Raw genomic sequence first — 18,361 nt, forward strand, 5'->3', positions numbered from 1 at the left:
TCATTACATGAAGATGGACGTGTTGGTACTGATGTTTTAAAATATAAAGGTGTATATAGATCAAAATTAGGTTATGAAAGAGAGACAATGATTTTCTTATTATTATATTTACAGATAATTCCGATAATTCGTGATGCATTTAATTCGTATAAAAATCTATCTAATTCATCAGATATAGATGATTTTATTAATACGTTTGTTTCAAGGACAAGAAAAAGTCTAGAAGAAATAGATCAAAGCCATAAGATTAATTATGAAAATTAAAGGAAATAAAATGTGTTTATAGAATTTGGCTTTTAACATTTGTAGTGATTTAAAATAACATAAAATTTGTATTAGTAAAAAAGAACCTCCCACTAGGGGAGGTTCTTTAATGTGTGCAACTAATCCTGATACAGTAGCATTTTTTATTTAGTATGGCATACATAGGCGTAAAGTTACTTATATATTTATTAATTAAGAGACAAAAGTAACCATTCACCGGACACATATCAGTCACATGCTAGTCATTACCAGTGGTATATTGATAACGTCAAATAATACGGAGTGGTAACAGCCACTCCTATTTTTGTGGGGTGAATACAATGCCGCGAGTAAGACGTTGTCGGTTTAATGGTTGCCATGCAATGTGTGTGTTACCGATGCACTACTGCGAACAGCATGCTGAATACGAACAGGAATACCTTGAATCAAGAATGAAGTGGGCACGCAGTCATACAACAACGTATCAACATAAGTACAATACCCGAACCCGGATGCGGAACAGCGAAACCAGTAGCCGTTATAACTTTTACCGGTCACGACAGTGGAGCTCGTTACGGCAACGCGTGTTGGAACGAGATAATCATTTGTGCCAGTATTGTTTGCTATATGGTTTGGTAACGCCGGGTAATACGGTAGATCATATCGTAGCGATTGAACTGGATGCGGAGAAGCGGGCAGTGGTCGGCAACCTGGCAACCATCTGCCGGGATTGCCACCGTACCAAGACCCGACTAGAACAGGAACTGTTTGGGACTGGGAAGGATCAGCAGCTGACCGGTCGGGCTCCGATTACTACGGTCAAGGAATGGAGCGACAAAATTTTTGCGGCTGACTGTTAAATGAAACACCCCCGCCCCCGTGACATTAAAACGGAAGAGCGCACACATTTCGATCGTCTTTTGAGAGCGATGCAGAAAAATAAATATTTTTACCTGGGGGTCAGATGAGGAGGTGGGTAAATTTTGGGACGCAAATCAAAAATCACGTTAGATCAGCACGATCGTGCTAATCAACGGCGGCGAACAGAAAAATTAATCGAACAAACCAAAGATGTGCGTGACTTAAACCCGGAACCACCGACTTATTTTAGCGAAATTGCCGGGTCAATGTGGCGGATCGTTGTGCCAGTGTTACAAAAGATGCAGACCGCAAAAGCAACGGATCACGCCATCGTTGAAGCGTTTTGTATTACTTATGAACAGCTAATCACGGCGTATAAAGATGTGCAGGAACACGGGCAAGTGCAAGCGATTTGGAAAACGGTGATTCTCCCAACGGGCGATGTTCTTTGTGATGGTAACGGTGAACCACGCCGGGACTTTCAAGGGTACAAACGGAATCCGTCCACGCAGATTTTAGATGCAGCCACGATGAAATTAAAGCAGCTGGCCGGTGAGCTAGGATTAACCCCAACATCACGGGCTAGTTTGATTAATATGCTGGCTGATAAGACGGATGATGTGGATATTGGCGAAGCAATGCAGCAGTTCTTTGGATAACAAAAAGAGCGTTCCGAAAGGGAACGCCCGGACGCTTTTTGTGACTTTGGCATGTCACGATGTGCGTCAACATCATCATAGCTATTACGTCTGTATTGTAGCATACATTAATCAAATGGTACAATACACCAGTGCGGCGACGAGGGTAGCGCCTCGAATTGCACTGGAAGGAGGTAACTCCCGACATGAAATTCATTGTCGTAGCTATTATAGTGCCTAACAAGTACTTAAAACAAGTAGTTAAAAAACTGCTCGAATTGCTTCTCAACATAGTAGGGTAAGTTTTCAGCGGTCGCTTCGGTGGCCGCTTTTTTAGTACAGCGAAAGGAGTGATACCGGTGGTTAAAATTGATATTACACAAACACACGATATTGATGGTGCTTATCAGCAAGTCGATTTCAGCAATATTCGTGCTAAATATCATGATCCGGCCACTCAATACGCCTTTCGGGTGCTGGATGGCAAGGTAGTTGCAGGTTATTTGCTTAAATTAGCATGTTTCCGGCACTTACGGGATTTGCAACGACAAGGAAACGATGATTTCCCTTACCACTATTCGCTAAAAGAATGCAAAAAGATCCTGAAATTTGCAGCAATCTTCCCGAATGTTGATACCGGCGAACCGACCAAGTTAATGGATTGGCAGAAGTTTATTTTTTGCCAGTTAATGGGGTGGCGGAATGATGAAGGTGGTAAGCGATTCAGCCGAGCGATTGTGTCTGTTGCCCGGGGGCAAGGGAAAACATACATGATGGCAATCCTGATGGCCTACTCCTTCTTTGTGGAATCGATTGGGCTAAGTAATCAGGACTACCTGGTAGCGTCAATTAACTACAAACAGACGCAGAAAATCTACGGCTACATTAAGAGTGGGCTAAAACAGGTTACACAAATCCCGCCGTTTAAGCAGTTAGCGGAGCAGGGCCTTTTGTCGGTGCAATCGGAACAAACGGTGATGAAGAAATCGAACAATATTCTGCGAGCAATTTCGTTTGAATCTGGGCAGTTTGATAGTTATCACTTTACGACGGCGATTACTGATGAGGTGGGTGAATTAACTTCCCGGGATAAGATTAGCAAAATCATTTCGGGACAGGTTAAGGTTAAAAATCGACAGTTCATCATGATTTCAACTGCTTATCCAGCGCCAAATGTACCGATGCACGAAGATGAGCAGATGATTCAACAGGCCATGGAACAAGATTGGAACCGGGATGCGGATAGTTTTCTGGGAATCATCTATGCGCAGGATGGCTTGGATGAAACGTTTAAACCGGAAACATGGCCGAAAAGCAACCCGTTATTGTACTTAACGGAACAAAAGGACGTGTTAATGCAAGGTTTAGTTGATAAACGGGACAGTGATGCACTGTCAAATAATATCCATGATTTCCAGAATAAAAATCTGAATATGTGGTTGGAATCGTCGGTTGATTCGTATTTAAAATTGGCAGATATTGAGAAAACCAAGATTAGTCATTTTGATATCGACCACAAGCGGGTTTATATCGGGTTCGACTACTCCATGTTTTCTGATAATACTGCTTTTGCCATGATTGTTCCGTATGAGGATCACGGGCAACAGCAATGGTTCCTAGCCCAGCACTCCTTCGTCCCGTGGTTTAAGGCGGGATCGATTGAGGCGAAAGAAAAACAAGACGGAATTAATTATCGGGCGTTAGCTGCTAAGGGATTCTGTACAATTACGTCACACCCGCAAGGGATGATTAATGACGATCAGGTCTATCATTGGATCACCGATTTCGTCATCGACCACGATTTGGACGTGGTATTTTTCGGTTACGATGCGTTCGGCGCCAACACGATGATTAAGAACTTGGAACTAAATACCACGTGGCCGTTGGAATCTATTCGACAACGAACTTCGGAGTTAAAGGATCCAACAAAATTTCTGCAGCGGGCATTTGCCGAGGGACGCGTAACGCATTTAGATGATCCGATTATGGCAAAGTCACTGACTAATGCAGAAATCTATGAAGATAAGATCGGCATTCAAGTGGATAAAGCCAAAGCAACGTTAAAAATTGACGTGGTGGATGCCTTGATTGATGCCATGTACCAGGCGATGTATCACTTTGAAGATTTTAGCCCGATTAATGATAAATCCAAGCAGGTGGAACGGATGACACCCGAAGCGGTGAGGGAGTGGTTTGAAAATGAAGATAGCGGACTTATGGACGAGGATTGGCAATAATATTGATTTAATCCTGATTGTACTAGGCTTGATAACCATTGTGGTAACGATGGCGTTCAAGTCTATTTTTATGGCTGCTTTATTGGCAGGAATCTTAATGGTGGTAATGGGATTAGCAATTTCACTGTTTCACGGATGAAGGGAGGTGAATTAAATGGCGTTTTTTAATTTACGACGTGTTAATCAGCCGGGAATGCCCTTAGCGGTGAATAGTTATGAGGGTAATTTTTTACAGCAGTTTAACGATGATTACATTCCGGCTGATATTGCCCTCCAGAATTCCGATATTTATGCGATTATTTTTCTTTTGTCGCAGGATTTAGCAAATTGTAAGTTTACGGCCGACAAAACCCGGGCGCAGGGGATTATTAATAACCCGACTGATACTGCTAATCCGCACGGCTTTTGGGAATCAATGTTCGCTCAATTGCTATTAGATGGGAATGCGTATGCGTATCGATGGCGGAATAAGAACGGCGTAGACGACCATTGGGAATACCTACGACCATCACAAGTCCAGGTTATGTTGTTGGAAGATGGTTCGTCGTTGGTTTATAACGTCGATTTCGATGAGCCGAGTGTTGGTTACCAGCAAAATATCCCCCAACAGGATATGATTCATTTTCGACTACTATCCCGGAACGGTGGTAAAACGGGAATTTCGCCCCTGTCAGCATTGTTAAACGAGGCGGAGATTCAGAGTCAATCGAACAACCTAACACTTTCAGCGTTAAAGCGGGCAATCTTAAGTCCGGGTGTGTTATCCATTCAGCATGGTGGGTTGCTAAGCGGTAAGCAAAAAGCTGCGCGTTCACGGTCATTTATGAAGCAGATTAATGCTTCGGATGGTGGCCCGATTGTGCTTGACGACTTGGAAAGCTATACGCCTCTGGAACTGCAAGCGGACGTAGCCAGGCTACTATCTCAGGTTGATTGGACGACAACGCAGATTGCTAAGGTTTACGGGGTGCCGGATAGTTACTTAAACGGACAAGGCGACCAGCAATCAAGTTTGAAGATGATTCAAGGGTTTTATTCCAACGCATTGAATCGGTATGCACAAGCGATTGTGAGTGAACTGAATACTAAGTTAACGGCGAATATCCAAGTGAATATCCGGCCAGCGGTTGATCCGAATGGTGATACCTTTGCCACGATTTTGGCTGGGATGGATAAAGACGGAATTCTGTCTAACGAGCAGGTGATTTCGCAGTTAGAGTTTACGAACTTCTTTGCGGGTCCAGTTCCGCTGAAAGGAGGTGAAACTGATGGGACTAACGACACAAGTACAACCAGTGATGCTACCAGTTAAAGGTGATGTGGTCGATAATGACACCGCTGAATTTTATGATTACTGGGGAATTGACAATTACTGTTCACCGAAAAAAGTGGCGGATGTATTAAATGCTGCGAATGGCGCACCCGTGACGGTTGAGATTGCCAGCAATGGTGGGGATGTATTTGCCGGAAGCGAGATTTACTCGGCATTGAAGCAATATCCCGGAAAAGTGACGGTTAACGTTGTCGGGTTAGCTGCTTCTGCTGCAAGTGTGATTGCAATGGCTGGCGATACCATCAACATTGCACCAACAGCCCAACTCATGATCCATAAAGCATGGTCGGGAGTTGAAGGCAACGCCGATGATTTGAAACATGAATCGGGGGTTTTGAGTTCAATCGACCAGTCAATTGCTGCCGCTTATGAGGCTAAAACCGGCATTAGTGAACCCGATTTATTGCAAATGATGAGTACCGAAACCTGGATGAATGCGAAAGAGGCCGTAGATAAAGGCTTTGCCGATAGCATCATGTTCCAGGGTGAGGAACAGCCACAAGTTATGAATGCAGTCGGAACAACTGTCGTTCCTAAAGCGACATTAAATAAGTTTAGGAACATGATGATGAAATTAGCTGACAAGGAACGTCCGCAAAAGAAAGCGGCATCCAAGTCGGCTATTTTATTACGCAAAAAGTTATCAATTTTACGAGGTGATAAGGATGAACATTAAGGATATTAATGCAGCGTGGATTGAAGCCGGACAAAAGGTGGACGATCTGAACGCTAAGATTACTGCCGCACTGGTAGACGAAGAAGTGTCAGCGGAAGAAATTGCGGAGATGAAGGCTAAGCGGGATGACGCTGTAATGCGGCGGGATTCACTCAAGGATCAGTTAGCAATTGCACGGGAAACCGAAAAGGCTGCTCCGGTTAAGGATGAAGGCCCAGCAGTGATTACGGATACTAAGAAGAAGGGAAATGCCAAGATGGATTTCGCTACTCAGGTACGGGGAATGATGATGCACGATCCGAAGGTGATGAACCTCTTAACTGAAACGGATACTTCTGGTAATCAGCTGGGATTAGTTATTCCAGAAGATGTACAGGTGCAAATCAATGCACTGGTACGGCAGTACGCTTCACTCCAGCAGTATGTTCGGACAGAAAACGTTACGATGCCATCTGGTTCACGGGTATACGAAAAGTGGAGCGACATTAAGCCATTGGCAAACCTGGATAACGATGCCGCTCTGATTGGTGATAACGATGATCCGCAGTTAACGAAGGTTGCTTACAGCATCCACCGTTACGCGGGGATTTCAACAATTACCAACACGCTGCTTAACGATTCACCAGACAACCTGATTGCTTGGGTAACGCAGTGGATTGCACGGAAGAGCGTGGTTACCCGGAACCAGGCGATCCTAAACGTCTTACCGAAGTTAACGGCTAAGAAGCCATCAATTAGCTCCTACGACGACGTTAAGACCCTGATTAACACAGGTGTCGACCCGGCAATTGCTGCAACATCGTTCTTGATGACAAACGTTTCTGGATTTAATGTTTTGGCACACGTTAAGGACGGCATGGGCCGGTACATGATCCAGCCAGATATCACCAAGCCTAACGTATACGAACTGGAAGGCAAGCCAGTGGTCGTTATTAGTGATAAGTGGCTACCAGATCAGTCAGGTAACCATCCACTATACTTCGGTGATTTGAAACAGGCGGTAACCTTATTTGACCGGCAGCAAATGTCACTGTTAACCACTAACATCGGTGGTGGCGCCTTTGAGCATGACGAAACGAAGATTCGGGTGATTGACCGGTTTGATGTTGCAGCCACGGATGGTGATGCCTTTGTTCCGGCAACATTCGCAACCTTATCCGGTTCAACAACAACCGCAGCATCAACGGCACATTAAGGTGGTGAGTTAAATGGCGGTGACACTGGACCAGCTTAAGTTGAATCTACGAATCGACGGCAACGAAGATGATCCGCTGCTCAAAAATGAATTATTGGCCGCGCAAGAATTCGTAAGGAATGCAGTCTGCGGTGGCAGTGCACCGGATTTAGCACAGCATTTTTTTGAGCAGAATGGTGTAGCTTCACTGGTTGATAACGCAGTATTAGCGTTGGCTAGCACCTATTACCAGAATCGCGAGAGTGTATCTGATTTGCAGTCGTACGAGGTAGATGCACCGATGAATTCCATCATCGGCAGTCTGCGAGGTAAATGGGATATCTATTGCGAGGAGGTGAGTGATAATGCGCAAAATCAACCCAGCAAGGTTACACCTCCGACTTGAATTCGGTCATAGCGAAACAGCTACATCGGTTAATGGCGTGAACGTAAGCAAATTTGTTTGCGATGTAGTGGTTTGGGGCGGCATCTATACAAACTCCATGACGCAACAGTATGCGTTAATGGGGCAAGGTTTAACCGATACAAAGTCGTTTATTGTTCGGCATAACGAACACCTGCAAGATTGCACACAACTACGGTGTAACGGTAAGGTATATGACAATTTGCAGGTTAACGTTGATCCGTACAATAGCCACGACAGTTTCGATGTGGTGACCGGAAAGAAGGTGACGCAACGTGGCCGATGATCTTAATTTTGCGGGCCAACTGGAGAGTTGGATGAACGCATTGGAAAACAAGGTGAAGTTATCCGGCGAACAGAAAGCTCGGATTAATACGGCGGGTGCGGGGGTTTTGTACGAAACGCTTCGCCAAGCAACGCCGTATAATCCCCGGATTAAAACGAATAAGCATATGCGTGATGCGCTTATGTTTAGTCCCGGCAAAAACGTTGATAATCTCCCCAATGGTGATACTGACGTTGGCTGGGATAAAGACCATGCCTACATTGCCCGCATTATGAATGACGGGAAGAAAAAGATGTCGGTAAAGGAACAAGCACAGCTTCACTTTAAGGATCGAGCGGTCGAGAAGGCCCGACCATTGGTGCAAGAAGCGCAAGCGAAAGCATATGTGCGCATGATGAATGGAGGTGGTGGCGGTGACAGCAGCGCAAAGAGCAAAGCAAGTGCTGACTGATTTAAACCAGCTGGCGATTGATGGCGTGTATTGCTTTAATTTGCCACCACAAGTCCAGGATAAGACAGATCAGACGGTAATCCTCATTACAGAAGTTAATGACTTGCCAACGACCTACGGGAGTAACCGAACCAACGAGATGGAGGAAACCGTCGCCGTTAATCTGTTTTATGCGGAAAATTCATCAGTCAACTTCGACCATGTTGAGTTAGCAATCGTGGATGCGTTCGAGGAACACGGGTGGTATTGCACATACAGTCCAGGCCATTCGCTGGATCCCGATACGCTCCAAGTAACAAAGGTTTTTCAATTCAAACACTTAATACGAAAGGATGATATCTAATGGCTTATATTGGTTTAAATTCATGGATGATTGCCCGGATTGACCCGAACACAAAGAAGGTTATTACGGATGCAAATGCTGGTGGGTTAACTGGCAACGTTGCCAACTATCCGGGGGTATTTAACGTAACACTAAATGACGCCGGTGGTGCAACGCAGGCTAACATTAGTAACCTGCAAGGGACAGTTACCAAAACGTATGGTTCTAATGCGGTTGCCCGGGCGGCGGCTGGAACGCCAGAACCAACGGTCGCACTGGGAGCAAACGGGTTACCGTTTGACGTCCTCCAGCGGATTACAGGGATGAAGCCGGACGGTAAGGGCGGTTATATCCGGTCAACTGATCCGGAAGTAAATCACTGCGCCCTGCTGATTTGCACGACTGATTGGGACGGTGCTGAACGGTTTATCGGATTTTATGATGGCACCGTGACGATGGGGAATACTAACATCCAAACCAACAACCAGTCTGAACGAATCACTGCGGATACGTTAACGTATACGGCCCTAGGCGTTGATAGTCAAGTTGGTCAGCCTGCCACAACCGGTAGCACGATTACAAGTGTTGGCGCCGGCGGTAAGGTGCAGACAATTCAAACTGGTAACTCGGTTAAGGTGTACCACATGTGGTCGGCTGCAGCTAAGGGTTTTGACCGGAAAGCAATGATGGACGAAATCTTTGCTTCAGCGACAACGACTACAACCGCAGCTACAACGACAACAACGTCGTCAAGTACAGAAACAGCACATTAATGGCTAATTAATCAGGGAAAGGGGTAATTAACATGGTAAAGATTAATCTAGAATCTTTGGGTATTAAGAAGCCAGTTGAATTAAAGGTGACAAACCTTGTCGTCGAAAAGGTTACGGAAGCAAACATTGCCGTAGCTAAGTCCTACGATATGGATGGCAAGGATGATATGACAATTATGCAAGAGAATCTGGAAGCCACGAAGGCGAAGAAAAAGATTCTCAAGGACGTGTTAGGTCTAACAGCCAAACAGATTAAAAAGATTGAGGAGGACGTACCAGCGTTTGACCTGCAAGTCTGGTTTAATGACTTCGCTACCACGGTTTTTACGGTAGCCAAGCTGGGAATGACGTTGGACGAGTTCAACAAACAGCAAGAGAACGAACCAGCCCACACCGCCGAGTAAAGGAGTTTGAGGATATGTTAGAGAGCTTGCGTTATGCCGAGCAACAGGCGATGACGCAACTTAAAATGGAGCCCGAAGTTTACGAGCGCCAGGATTATTACCGATTCAATCAGATTCTGTTAGCGAAGTCCGCTGAAGAGCGGGAACAAGATGTGGGTGCATTATTTGGCGCGGTTGGAGCAAACACTCCAGGCGCGCTTATTAATTAGCTAAGAGAGGAGGTTAAAACATGGCAGGTTCAGTTAGTGCAACGTTAGCGACCCGGATTTCGATTGACGATATGCAAGCCGTTCAGTCCTTGCGGGGGATTCGTTCGCAGGTGCAAACATTAATGAATTCGTGGCGCGCGCAAAATGCCATGTTGGAATCCGTTGGTAATCACCTGGGAGCTGCTAAGGCGAAGTACGAGGGATTAGGCGATGCGATTAAAAAACAGGAAGAGTATATCCAGAAGATCAAGTCGTCAATGGAAACCCTAGATACTAGCACGACTAAGGGTGCCGAAAAGTATTCCCAGTTAGAAAAGCAACTATCATTAGCGCAAAAGCAGTTAGCGAACTTTAATGCCCAGCAAAAACGGGCTGAAAGTTCAATGAATTACTACGCCAGCGGGATGGATAAGGTTAAGTCCTCATTGCGTGAGATGACGACCAGTTCCAATTTAATGGTAGAAAAACTGCGGGCGGAAGGTAAGCAATACCAGGCGAACTACGAACAGTCCCGACTGTACGCTAACCAGTTATCGAAGATGAAACAACTTCGTTCCGGGTTGGTGACACAGATTAACCAAGTACGTGAACGCGAGGGTGAAGAATCAGCGGCGTATAAGCGAACGGTGCATTCTTTGGAATCGTTAGACGCGCAAATGGCCAAGACCACCGCAGCACAAAAGAAACTCAACCGAAGTTTCAGCAATTCCAACCCGGCCATCGCTAAGATGCGAGACAACTACGACAAAGTGCGGGGTTCGATTAGCAAGATTGGTGGTGGGATGCGGGAAGCGGCAGACAAGATCGCTTCTGGCGTTACAACTGCAACGGTTGCTACTGCTGGATTAGGGACAGCGTTTGTTGTTGCCAGCAAACAGGCGTCTGAATTACAGAGTACGTACCAGCGAACGACTAACTTATTAGTTACCGGCGGTGAAAAAACTGCCCAAGCGACTAAGGCTGTATCGGAGATGCAACGGGATGGTCGCAAGTATTCCCTGGAATACGGTAAGTCGCAGCGTGAGATTGCGGACGCTTACCAGGACTTGATTAAACGTGGTGATACGTCAGCCCAAGCATTAGGTTCGATGAAGTCGGTGATCCAGGCCAGTGTGGCAAGTGGCGACGATTTGAAAGACGTTACCGAAGTTACATCCAACGTGATGGAATCATTCGGGATGAAGGTGGATAAGGCGGGGAATAAACTCACGTCTACTACCGAAATGACGAAACGTACCAAGACGGCAGTTAATGATTTAGCTTATGCTGCTGACAAGACTTCAACCAACTTTCAAGCATTAGGGGTTGGGATGTCTTACGTTGGAGCCACTGCCCACGGTGCCGGGATTAGTTTATCCGAAACTGCTAGTGCGATGGGAATTCTATCCAACAACGGTTTGGAAGCTGATAAAGCCGGGACAGGATTACGAAAGGTGATTAATGGTTTAACTTCGCCAACAGCGGCAGCCCGAGCTGAATTGAGTAAGTTAGGGCTATCGACTAAGGATTTCGTTGATAAGAGCGGAAAACTCAAGTCAATGTCGACCATCTTCGGTGAGTTAAACGAAAAGACCAGTAAATTAAGTAAAGCCCAGCAGGCCAGCGTGTTCCATACATTATTTGGGGCAACCGGACAACAGGCGGGGCAAATTTTAGCAGAGAATGCTAAACAACTGCATAACCTGAATAAGGAAGTTGCTTCATCATCGAAACACAATTATGTCGGTGAGTTAGCTCAGAAAAACATGGGAACGGCCCAAGCCGCAATGAATCGCTTCAAGATGGTTGCGCAGGATGTTTCCATGACGTTATCTTCCGCAGTTTTGCCTGCTGTTTCTAACGCTGCCGAAGCGATGGCTCATTTTGCGAATACGCAGGCTTTCCGTTCCTTTGTTAACACTGTTGGTAAAGGGTTAAGTTCGATCGGGAGTAAGTTTTCAGGCGTTGCAAAATACATTAGTAAAAATTCCAGTTCGTTTGCTTCTATGGGATCCTCACTGGCACAGATTATCGGAGCATTAGGTTCCGGAGTTTGGGCAACTTTTAAAGGCATGATGGCAGGCATTTCCAAGGCGATTCTGTTAGCTTTTGGTAAGAAATCAACCGGCAATGTTGCTAAAGATTTGGCGAATGCGTTAGCGGCCATCGCTAAGCACAAAAAAGCAATCAAGGATATTGGTGAAGTTCTGGCGGCAATGTTCATTGCCAAGAAAGTGCTAGGCTTTGCTTCGGCAATTACCAAGGTTGTCAATGGCATTCGTGATCTGAATGATGCCGTGAAGTTTGTCCGAAAAGGTGGCAGTATTTTAGATGCTGTTTCAGGCCTCAAAGGCGAAAAACGGTTAGCTGCTAAGTTAGGAACTGCCGGGAAGGATCTGGCAAAGTCTGTCGAAGATGGCGCTGGAAGTAGCAAGGTTAACTTCCTCCGGCGGATGTTCCATAAACCGGATGATCTAGAAGCCCAGGCGGCAAGCAACGCCCGGGCAATCGCTAATGGTGCTAAGAAGTCGGCATTAAAGGACACGATTAAGGGTAAGTTCTCCTTCTTCAAAAAACTGTTCGCTAAAACCCCCGCGGCAGAAAGCAGCGCGATGGTAACCGGAACACGGTTAGCCGCCCATATTGGTAACGGACTAAACATTGGAATTCAAGCAATCGACTTAGGACGTTCTTTATTTGAAAAGGGTGGCGGTAAGAAGAAGTTTGAGGATGTTGGTTCGAGCGCGGGATCCTTAATTGGAACTGGAGTTGGAACAGCGTTAGGTGGTCCGGTTGGCGGAATGGTCGGCGGGATCATCGGTCAGGTCGCTGGTAAGTGGGGTGGTGCCTTAGCGCATAAAGCTGTTGGTGCATGGAAGAAAGCCGGTGGCTGGAAGGAAATTTCCCATAATATTTCTTCTTGGGCGCATAAAACATGGCGCTCCACAAAGAGTACATTCGGTAAGATTAGTCATTCGGTTGGTAGCGGATTGAAAAAGGCTGGATCTTCAGTTGGTAACTTTGTTGCCAAACACAAAAAGGAGATTCCATTATTTTTCAACGGCGCTGCTGGAGCGGCAACGTTATTTGCACCGAAGATTGCTAAAACGGTTATTGGCATGAATAAGAAAATGGCGCGGAGCCTAGGGAGCTTTATTTCTAAACACTCCAAGTCATGGAAGAAATTCTGGAGTAATGCTTCTAAACGAGCGCAAAAGAACAGTAAGACGATTAATGCCAAGGCAACACGCATGATTAAGTCCTTAACCAAGGGCTTTGGGAACTTCATTAAGAAGCACACCCGCTCCTGGAAGAAATTCTGGCACGGGGCCGAAGATATTGTTAAACGGTCGAAGATCGGGCAACTTTCCAAAAAGATGTTCGACGGTATGCGTAAGAATATCTCAAGCGCTTATGAACGGATAACTAAGGCCGTTCGGGAAGGCAACGCTAAGCAAAACAAGGCTGTTCAGGACGGGAGTAAGAAACGGATCGGATTAAGTAACGATGAAGTTAACCACGTTATCCGCAATTCTGACCGACAATTAGCAGTTGTTGTTGGTAATGCTGAAAAGAAATACCGGCAAACCGTCACTGCTGCTCAGAAGAAGCGAAATCAGGTAATCGCTGAAGCAAACAAGGAATACTACCAGGACGGCACGATTTCTAAGCAGCAACACGATGACCTGATTGCGAAAGCTAACGATACGTACCACAAGAACGTTGCGACGGCTGAAAACCGTAAGAATGAAATCATCAAGCGGGCCCAGGCGGAGCACAGGAAGGTCGTGGCCGAAGCTAATAAGCAACGGGATGAGCACGAGAGTGCGGCTCATGGTGAAAGCGATCGGGTCAATAATGCCTATAACAGCATGGTTGACCGGATGGCTCACATCTATAACGGGATTGCTGATGGATTAAACAGCATCTTAAAAAAGCTGGATAACAAGGATAAAACCATTCCGCATTGGAATCCCCGGCATTATGCGACTGGGACTTCTGGGACACCTCATGGTGGTTTGGCGGTCGTTGGTGAAGAAGGATTTGAACTAGCTCGTAACCCGAAAACGGGTGAGATTTATCCAGTTGGGGTCGATGGCGAAGAAATCCGTTATCTGGATGAGGACACGCAGATTCTCCCGCATGATATGTCAAAGAACTTTGTGGCATTAGCCGCCACCTTACCACACCACAAGGACGGTAAGCATAAGGAGAACTTTCTTGAAAAGGCGAAGGACAAGTTAGGCGACGTAATGGATCTAGTATCTAAAGGTGCTGATAAAGTGCTAGGTAACTTGTTTAAACCATGGGATGCGATTAAGAGTTTCTTTCATGCCGATATACCACTCTTCACAATTGAAGGAGTTGGTAAGTTAATCAAGGACGCTGCTATTAAGTTGTTCAAAGGATTATTTGACAAGTATTCCGAAGAACATAGTGGCGGATTTGGCAATATCCCAGATATGAAGAACAGTGCCGAGTTACGCGATCTGGTTAAGGCTGCCTTGGAAGCTAACGGACTATCAACCAGTGATGGAATGATTGCCCGGGTTATGCGGCAAATTGCTACTGAATCTGGTGGTAATGCACATGCTGTACAACCAGGAGCCGACCCCGACCATGATGGATCTGGGCCAGCATTAGGGTTAATGCAAACTAAGCGGAGTACGTTTAATGCGTTTAAGGCACCGGGGCATAACGATATTTTTAATGCGTACGATAACCTGTTAGCAGCATTGAACTACGCTAAGCATCGGTACGGGTCAAGCCTTAGCTTCTTGGGGAACGGTCACGGTTATGCGAATGGTGGAATTGCGGATTCACCAAGTATTTTTGGTGAAGCAGGGCCAGAAATGGCAATTCCGCTTTCCAGTCCTAAACGGGGCCGGGCTTACGAGTTGTTAGGTAAGGTCGTGTCAATGTTTGCAGCAGACGAACAGCGTGCACCAGAAACCGGAAATCAGGATAGCCGGGTCGAACAGTTGTTAGAGCAGAACAACGTCCTGATGCAGACGCTAATTAGAATTGCCACCGGCCAGCTAGATGCCATTAAAGCTGGCAACGGAGCTAATAATTTGCAAGTCCAAAAAGGTCAGTTCTATACGCAGTTCGGGCAAGATCAGAAATTGAGTAACTTTCAGGCGTTTTAGGGGGTGTTAGGCAATGCCGATTGAAAAATTGTTTATCAAAAAGGACGGGGAACCGGAATTTGAGATTAATGACCGCATTAGTGGGATTGAAGCAATGGGAATTACCAAGGTTGCTCCACAATTAACGCCGAAAGTTCACCAGATTATTGGGAGCGATGGTGAAATTGATTATGGTGCCTATTACGCCCCGTCAACGGTTAAGGCAAAGGTTTATTTATCTGGTAAGGATATCTACGATTATAAGCTCCTAGTATCGGAATTGTATCGTTGCCTGTATTCCCGGAAAGCGATTCGTCTTCGGGATGAGGTTGAACCTTATATCTGCTACTACGTCTATGTAAAGCCAATGGAATTGTCGGTGATTAATTTTAGTGACGCCACCGCCGAGATTGAATTTAACAATCCAAGCGGTTTTCGTTTTTCAATTTTGCCGTGCGACCAGCTTACTAAGGGCGAGTATGGGATGAACATTACTAACCGGGACAGTACGCATGGCCCGGTACAGTATCATTTCACGACGGGTGATTTCTGGGTGTACAACGATTCGGACGTAACAGTTGATCCGTATTTAGGGCGGCATCAGTTTAAACTGACGCTGAAATGCAACGGCAAGCCAGCAATTAGGAATGCAACCACCGGGACAGCGATTACGCTTAACCAGAACATCAATACCAGTAATACGTTTGTTTTGAATGGCGTGGATAGTTTTTTGGATAACCAAGCATGGGGAATTAATACGGATATGGGGTACCTAACAATAGCTCCGGGTTGGAATCACATTACGTTGAGTAGTGCCAGCGATATTGATGTGACCTTCAGTTTCCCGTTTATTTATCTATGACCCTAGCTGATCGCGTATATGTTATGGATCGCCAACGGCACTACAAGGCGATTGTACAGGGGATTGACTGGGAAACGTTTTGTGCAACGTGGGAGAAAGGTAATTCCTACCAGTTAGATTTCACTGTCTATGTAACAAATAGCTATGGTTATTCCTTGTTAACAAATGAAAATATTCTGGAATTTCGCGGACAGCAATACGTAATTAAAACCTATAATCCGCAGTATGCGGATGGGTATAACACGCTGACGATTTCAGCAACGCATATTGGCTATGAGTGTCAGTACTGTTTTCAGGCTGCCACTAAGTCTGGTGACGTCAACATGAGTATTAAGGATGCGTTGCATTGGTTGTTCGACGGTAACGTGAAAGGTTTTTCATGGGAAATTAGGGGTAATTTCAGTAATCGCACCCTTACTGATTTTGGTAATTGCGATGCAAAAACGGGCTTAGCAACGATCCAGCAGGCGTGGGGATGTGACGTAACCTTCGATAATACGCACGTGATTGTGTGGGCACATAATCGATATCTCCACAAAACGAACCAAACTATCCGTTACGAACATGACACGGATCAGATTGCACTAACCAGCGATTCGACAGGGATTGTTAATAAGGTGTACTGCGTGGGAGCGCAGGACGATAATAACAAACCAAAGTATTTTCAGCCATTTTGGTCGTGGAATCAGGATTCAATTGAGCGGTGGGGTGAAAAGGTCGGTTCCGTATATACCAACGATAAGGTAACCAACCAAGGAGCGATGGATGCGGCGGCCAAGGCAACGATGCAGTTAAATCCATCGTTTTCAATTCAGGTAACGTATTACGGAACAGCGTTCCCGGCGTTTGGTTCGCAGGTTTATTTGGAAGTATTACCGCTGGATGTAAAGGAATGGGTTGAGGTAACCGGATATAAAATCTATCCGTTTGCCCCGGAGCAAGCGGGCGAGATTGACCTAAACTCACTCAAACCAAACATCTTAAGCATTAACCGTTCTTTACAAAACATTGTGGGGGAAGCGATTGCTCGAGCCGCTGCTGGTACATCGACTGGAAGTGCGGGGACTACCAATAATACGCAGTCAAACCAATATACCATTGCAAACGGAATAGTTAATGTAGAGAAAAACAGTAACGCTGTCACTATTGATTGTCGTTTAACCGATGTAACCGTTGGAAAACTAATGTGCTTCGACCAGTCTTACCGACCAAGTTCAGATAAGACCGGAAGCGTCATTGTTTCAGGAACGGTAAACAATATTGTTTCATGGCAAGTATCAAAGGACGGAACGTTTGAGGTTACGGCCATTACTGATATCGAAGGTAAGGCAGTTACTGCGGCAATCCCATTAGTGCTGCTGAACATCAGTTATTTGATTTAAGGGGGTGAGGCCGTGGATATCGAGATAAAGATGTGGGATGGTTCGTTAGATACGTTGAATCAAACGAACCAGGATAATTTTGGGGCTGTTCAGAAGTTAATCGATCACCTATCGACCGCAAATAATCCGCTACTCCCTAAAACTAAGGTAACGTTTGATTTAAAGCTGTTGCCCTTGCTTAATCGTAATGCCCGATTACAGTTTTTAAGTAACGCTAAGAAGTTAGTTACGATCCTACCATCATTGTTTTATGACTTTCAGTGGGGCGGCTTTAATGACGATTTTGATGCAGTATATCAGGATCCAGTGTATTCTGATGTGCTGTTTTTTGATAAGGAAATGATTAATACCTTTTGGCAGGCAGTTGCTCATGATATCGAATTTATGTTGAAAACGATGAAAAAGTATGACTAAGGAGATGATGAGAAGTGAACGATGCAGAGATTACAGCAATTATGCCGGAGGATAAGATTTATAAGGTTGCTTATCCTAGCACGGTTAAGGTTGTTAACGGTCAGCTAGTGTATATCATGGTGGATATTTCTAAGCCAGTGAACACGTTCCTTGATCTGCGGCAGTATTTCAACGGCGGACAGGGGGATCATGGTAGCGTTCTACCATTAATGTTCGCCCAAAACGGACGTCCACTGAACACGGCGGGTTACACCATTAAAATGCGGGGAGCATATCCGGATGGCACAGCGTTTGAACTGACTGCCGACCAGTCTGGATCCGGTAACGCAATTTTTAACTTTAACTTCTTGCCAGGCTTCTTCCAGACAGTTGGGCGGTATACGTTTCAGATTGAACTGGATAATGGGACAAATAAGCTCTCATCAAAGGTGTGTTTCTTTGATGTTGAACCGAACCTGTTATCGGTTGCTATGGACTTCGTGAATGGAGTATCGCCATTTGATAACGAGTACGAAAAATGGAAGGCTAAGGTTCAGCGGGAAGTAAACCAGTTAACGGAAGAAG

The 18,361-nt window shown here is 45.5% G+C and carries 20 protein-coding genes; all 20 read left to right on the plus strand.

From position 1 onward, the window contains the following. A partial coding sequence (locus ACI3E1_RS07550) for a hypothetical protein (RefSeq protein ID WP_405025047.1) occupies positions 1-264 on the plus strand: 264 nt, incomplete at its 5' end. A 320-nt stretch (positions 265-584) separates the two neighbouring features. Beyond that, positions 585-1,103, plus strand: a complete 519-nt coding sequence (locus tag ACI3E1_RS07555; protein WP_405025048.1) for an HNH endonuclease — start codon at positions 585-587, stop codon at positions 1,101-1,103. Between the two features lie 123 nt (positions 1,104-1,226). After that, entirely contained in the window at positions 1,227-1,763 is a 537-nt protein-coding gene (locus tag ACI3E1_RS07560; RefSeq protein ID WP_405025049.1) for a phage terminase small subunit P27 family, read from the plus strand. 338 nt (positions 1,764-2,101) lie between these two features. Beyond that, a complete protein-coding gene (locus tag ACI3E1_RS07565; protein ID WP_405025050.1) occupies positions 2,102-3,979 on the plus strand; it encodes a terminase large subunit in 1,878 nt (625 codons plus the stop codon). Beyond that, positions 3,942-4,118 (plus strand): hypothetical protein, encoded by a 177-nt coding sequence (locus tag ACI3E1_RS07570; RefSeq protein WP_405025051.1) that lies wholly within the window; start codon positions 3,942-3,944, stop codon positions 4,116-4,118. Before ACI3E1_RS07565 ends, ACI3E1_RS07570 begins: the two co-directional genes overlap by 38 nt. A 15-nt stretch (positions 4,119-4,133) precedes the next feature. Beyond that, positions 4,134-5,291 (plus strand): phage portal protein, encoded by a 1,158-nt coding sequence (locus ACI3E1_RS07575; RefSeq protein WP_405025052.1) that lies wholly within the window; start codon positions 4,134-4,136, stop codon positions 5,289-5,291. Then, a complete protein-coding gene (locus tag ACI3E1_RS07580; RefSeq protein WP_405025053.1) occupies positions 5,248-5,988 on the plus strand; it encodes a head maturation protease, ClpP-related in 741 nt (246 codons plus the stop codon). The genes ACI3E1_RS07575 and ACI3E1_RS07580 overlap by 44 nt, the downstream gene beginning before the upstream one ends. Further along, positions 5,978-7,183: a phage major capsid protein gene (locus tag ACI3E1_RS07585; protein WP_405025054.1), complete on the plus strand. Its 1,206-nt coding sequence runs from the start codon at positions 5,978-5,980 to the stop codon at positions 7,181-7,183. The genes ACI3E1_RS07580 and ACI3E1_RS07585 overlap by 11 nt, the downstream gene beginning before the upstream one ends. Positions 7,184-7,196: 13 nt before the next feature. Beyond that, the gene (locus tag ACI3E1_RS07590; protein WP_405025055.1) at positions 7,197-7,568 is read left to right on the plus strand and encodes a head-tail connector protein; all 372 of its coding nucleotides are present in this window, start codon (positions 7,197-7,199) and stop codon (positions 7,566-7,568) included. After that, positions 7,528-7,872: a phage head closure protein gene (locus ACI3E1_RS07595; RefSeq protein ID WP_405025056.1), complete on the plus strand. Its 345-nt coding sequence runs from the start codon at positions 7,528-7,530 to the stop codon at positions 7,870-7,872. Before ACI3E1_RS07590 ends, ACI3E1_RS07595 begins: the two co-directional genes overlap by 41 nt. Then, positions 7,862-8,323, plus strand: coding sequence for a hypothetical protein (locus ACI3E1_RS07600; protein ID WP_405025057.1), 462 nt, complete (start codon positions 7,862-7,864; stop codon positions 8,321-8,323). Before ACI3E1_RS07595 ends, ACI3E1_RS07600 begins: the two co-directional genes overlap by 11 nt. Continuing rightward, positions 8,286-8,666 carry a DUF806 family protein gene (locus ACI3E1_RS07605; protein WP_405025058.1) on the plus strand — a complete coding sequence of 127 codons (381 nt, stop codon included), beginning with the start codon at positions 8,286-8,288 and terminating at the stop codon, positions 8,664-8,666. The genes ACI3E1_RS07600 and ACI3E1_RS07605 overlap by 38 nt, the downstream gene beginning before the upstream one ends. Then, positions 8,666-9,418 carry a major tail protein gene (locus ACI3E1_RS07610; RefSeq protein ID WP_405025059.1) on the plus strand — a complete coding sequence of 251 codons (753 nt, stop codon included), beginning with the start codon at positions 8,666-8,668 and terminating at the stop codon, positions 9,416-9,418. Before ACI3E1_RS07605 ends, ACI3E1_RS07610 begins: the two co-directional genes overlap by 1 nt. Positions 9,419-9,450: 32 nt before the next feature. Beyond that, positions 9,451-9,822: a phage tail tube assembly chaperone gene (locus tag ACI3E1_RS07615; protein ID WP_405025060.1), complete on the plus strand. Its 372-nt coding sequence runs from the start codon at positions 9,451-9,453 to the stop codon at positions 9,820-9,822. 14 nt (positions 9,823-9,836) lie between these two features. After that, positions 9,837-10,031, plus strand: a complete 195-nt coding sequence (locus ACI3E1_RS07620) for a hypothetical protein (protein WP_405025061.1) — start codon at positions 9,837-9,839, stop codon at positions 10,029-10,031. Between the two features lie 20 nt (positions 10,032-10,051). Further along, on the plus strand, positions 10,052-15,160 hold the full coding sequence (locus ACI3E1_RS07625; protein WP_405025062.1) for a phage tail tape measure protein: 5,109 nt from the start codon (positions 10,052-10,054) through the stop codon (positions 15,158-15,160). Positions 15,161-15,173: 13 nt separating this feature from the next. Continuing rightward, complete coding sequence (locus ACI3E1_RS07630) at positions 15,174-16,001, plus strand: phage tail domain-containing protein (protein WP_405025063.1); 828 nt, start codon at positions 15,174-15,176, stop codon at positions 15,999-16,001. A gap of 23 nt (positions 16,002-16,024) precedes the next feature. Then, positions 16,025-17,383 carry a phage tail protein gene (locus tag ACI3E1_RS07635; protein ID WP_405025064.1) on the plus strand — a complete coding sequence of 453 codons (1,359 nt, stop codon included), beginning with the start codon at positions 16,025-16,027 and terminating at the stop codon, positions 17,381-17,383. Positions 17,384-17,395: 12 nt separating this feature from the next. Next, a complete protein-coding gene (locus tag ACI3E1_RS07640) occupies positions 17,396-17,797 on the plus strand; it encodes a hypothetical protein (protein WP_405025065.1) in 402 nt (133 codons plus the stop codon). Between the two features lie 14 nt (positions 17,798-17,811). Further along, a partial coding sequence (locus tag ACI3E1_RS07645; RefSeq protein WP_405025066.1) for a BppU family phage baseplate upper protein occupies positions 17,812-18,361 on the plus strand: 550 nt, incomplete at its 3' end.

Origin of the sequence: Ligilactobacillus sp. LYQ139 (assembly GCF_045033025.1) — a bacterium.
Lineage (GTDB): Bacteria > Bacillota > Bacilli > Lactobacillales > Lactobacillaceae > Ligilactobacillus.

Coding starts and splice junctions, on each gene's coding strand:
- ACI3E1_RS07555 (WP_405025048.1), top strand. CDS start 585: ATGCCGCGAGTAAGACGTTGTCGGTTTAATGGTTGCCATGCAATGTGT.
- ACI3E1_RS07570 (WP_405025051.1), top strand. CDS start 3,942: ATGAAGATAGCGGACTTATGGACGAGGATTGGCAATAATATTGATTTA.
- ACI3E1_RS07575 (WP_405025052.1), top strand. CDS start 4,134: ATGGCGTTTTTTAATTTACGACGTGTTAATCAGCCGGGAATGCCCTTA.
- ACI3E1_RS07580 (WP_405025053.1), top strand. CDS start 5,248: ATGGGACTAACGACACAAGTACAACCAGTGATGCTACCAGTTAAAGGT.
- ACI3E1_RS07585 (WP_405025054.1), top strand. CDS start 5,978: ATGAACATTAAGGATATTAATGCAGCGTGGATTGAAGCCGGACAAAAG.
- ACI3E1_RS07590 (WP_405025055.1), top strand. CDS start 7,197: ATGGCGGTGACACTGGACCAGCTTAAGTTGAATCTACGAATCGACGGC.
- ACI3E1_RS07595 (WP_405025056.1), top strand. CDS start 7,528: ATGCGCAAAATCAACCCAGCAAGGTTACACCTCCGACTTGAATTCGGT.
- ACI3E1_RS07610 (WP_405025059.1), top strand. CDS start 8,666: ATGGCTTATATTGGTTTAAATTCATGGATGATTGCCCGGATTGACCCG.
- ACI3E1_RS07615 (WP_405025060.1), top strand. CDS start 9,451: ATGGTAAAGATTAATCTAGAATCTTTGGGTATTAAGAAGCCAGTTGAA.
- ACI3E1_RS07620 (WP_405025061.1), top strand. CDS start 9,837: ATGTTAGAGAGCTTGCGTTATGCCGAGCAACAGGCGATGACGCAACTT.
- ACI3E1_RS07625 (WP_405025062.1), top strand. CDS start 10,052: ATGGCAGGTTCAGTTAGTGCAACGTTAGCGACCCGGATTTCGATTGAC.
- ACI3E1_RS07630 (WP_405025063.1), top strand. CDS start 15,174: ATGCCGATTGAAAAATTGTTTATCAAAAAGGACGGGGAACCGGAATTT.
- ACI3E1_RS07635 (WP_405025064.1), top strand. CDS start 16,025: ATGGATCGCCAACGGCACTACAAGGCGATTGTACAGGGGATTGACTGG.